This window comes from Micromonospora sp. WMMD736 (assembly GCF_049179015.1).
Lineage (GTDB): Bacteria > Actinomycetota > Actinomycetes > Mycobacteriales > Micromonosporaceae > Micromonospora.
Map to the genome: position 1 here is coordinate 1 of NZ_JBMHMI010000137.1, position 2,209 is coordinate 2,209.

At 69.6% G+C, this 2,209-nt stretch carries 2 protein-coding genes and 1 pseudogene; 1 reads left to right on the plus strand and 2 read right to left on the minus strand.

Annotation, left to right across the window (positions count from 1 at the left end; translation table 11 throughout):
- Positions 1–314: pseudogene (locus ACN269_RS34700) on the plus strand (SAM-dependent methyltransferase); the annotation flags it as partial.
- Here the strand turns inward: ACN269_RS34700 and ACN269_RS34705 are convergent.
- The gene (locus ACN269_RS34705) at positions 292–1,545 is read right to left on the minus strand and encodes an RNA polymerase sigma factor (RefSeq protein WP_421477563.1); all 1,254 of its coding nucleotides are present in this window, start codon (positions 1,543–1,545) and stop codon (positions 292–294) included. The pseudogene ACN269_RS34700 and the gene ACN269_RS34705 sit on opposite strands and share 23 nt — an antisense overlap.
- A 100-nt stretch (positions 1,546–1,645) precedes the next feature.
- On the minus strand, positions 1,646–2,209 hold a 564-nt coding region (locus tag ACN269_RS34710), incomplete at its 5' end, for an AMP-binding enzyme (protein ID WP_421477565.1).

Below are 2,209 nucleotides of genomic sequence, written 5' to 3' on the forward strand. Positions count from 1 at the left end.
GGTTCGACCTGTTGGTGTTGTCGGAGGTGGGCTACTACCTGCAGCCCGCGGTGCTGCGGTCGGTGCTGGATCGCGAGATTCCGCGAATGATGCTGGGAGCGACGGTCGTTGCCGCGCACTGGCGCCATCCGGTGGCCGACTACCCGGCTCGTGGCGACCACGTCAACGACATCGTGGGAGCCACCACTGGACTGCACCACCTCGGCGGCTACCGGGACGCCGACGTGGTGATCGAGGTGTTCGACACCGGTTCTGCGACGTCGGTCGCGGTCCGGACCGGTGTACCCGGCGCTAGCCAGTTCGAGCTCGAATAGCCTTGTTCAGCAATATGTCCCGCTCCCGCTGGTTTTCGGTCAAGGTGGCGGCACGTTCGAACTCGGCGGTGGCTTCGGCGCCGCGGCCCAGCCGTGCCAGCAGCTCACCCCGCACGCTGGGCAGTAGGTAGGAATCGTCGAGCCCGGTGAGCCGGTTGACGATGTCGAGCGCCGCCTGCGGGCCGGAGGCCATCGCCACCGCCACCGCCCGGTTGAGTTCCACCACCGGTGACGGCGCGATCTGCAACAGTCCGTCGTAGAGCGCGACGATTCGTCGCCAATCGGTGTCGGCAGCGGTCGGCGCCACAGCGTGGCATTCGGCCAGCGCAGCCTGCAGCGCGTAGGGGCCCCAGCCGGTGCCCCAATGCTCGATCATGTCGGCGGCGCGGCCCAGGGCCGTCACCCCGCGCTGAATCTGGGCCCGATCCCAGCGGATGCGATCCTGGTCTTCAAGCAGGATCGGGGCGCCGTCAGGGTCGGTCCGTGCGGCGAACCGTGACGACTGGAACTCCATCAACGCCACCAACCCGTGGACTTCGGGCTCGTCGGGCGTGAGCGCTGCCAGCACCCGGCCCAGCCGCAACGCCTCGTCGCACAGTTCGTCGCGGATCCAGCGCTGCCCCGACGAGGCCGAGTAGCCCTCGTTGTAGATCAGGTAGATCACCTTCAGCACCGCGGCCAGTCGCTGCGGGTACTCGCTGCGGTCGGGCACCTCGAACGGAATGTCGGCGGCGGCCAGCGCCTTCTTGGCGCGGGTGATGCGCGCGGCGATCGTCGGGGTCGCGGTCAGGAAGGCCCGGGCGATCTCCTCGGTCGTCAACCCGCCGACCACCCGCAGCGTCAGCGCGATCTGGCCTTCACGCGACAGCACCGGGTGGGTGGCGATGAAGATCAGCCGCAACACGTCGTCGTCGATGCGGTCGGGATCCCAGCCCGGCTCGTCGGTGTGGGTGTCCAGGTGACGGGCCAGCACGGCGTACTTGGCGTCGAGGGTGTCGCGCCGGCGAAAGTGGTCGATCGCCTTGCGTTTGGCGACGGTCGTCAGCCATGCCCCCGGGTTGCGCGGCACACCCGCAGCAGGCCACTGGGTGAGCGCGTCGACCAGCGCATCGGCGGCCACGTCTTCAGCCAGCCCGACGTCGCCCACGAACCGGGTCAGCGTCGCGACGATCTTGGCGGCCTCCATCCGCCACACCGCGTCGACGGTCTGCTGCAGGTCGGCGGTAGCCACGATCGCCCATTCTGCCGAGTGTCACGCCAGAGTGGCCGTCGGCGGTGAGCGCCACACTGGCGTGACGCTCGGCGGCTAGCTGGCGGGCCTGGTGATCGGCTCAGCCGACGGCGCGGCCGGCGCCCTCCCAGAACCGTGCCCGCACCGCCTTCTTGTCCGGCTTGCCCAGCGCGGTCACCGGCACCGAGTCGACGACGATCACCTGCTTGGGTGACTGCACCGAGCCCTTGCGGTCCTTGACGGCGGCCTGGATCTCGGCGGTCATGGTCGCGACCGCGGCCTCATCGGTCGGCGCGTCGGGCCGCAGCACGATCACCGCGGTCACCGCCTCGCCCCACTTCTCGTCGGGGGTGCCGATCACGCAGACCTGGGCCACCGACGGATGCTCGGCCACCACGTCTTCCACCTCGCGGGGGAAAACGTTGAACCCGCCGGTGACGATCATGTCCTTGGTGCGGTCGACGATGTACCAGAACCCCTCGGAGTCCTCGCGGGCCAGGTCGCCGGTGTGCATCCAGCCGTCCCTAAAGGTTTCGGCGGTCGCCTCGGGCTTGTTCCAGTACCCCCCGCACACCAGCGGCCCGCTCACGCAGATCTCACCGACCTCGCCCGGCGGCACCGGGTTCCCGTCGGACCCCAGAAGCGCGGCACGGGCGAACAGCGT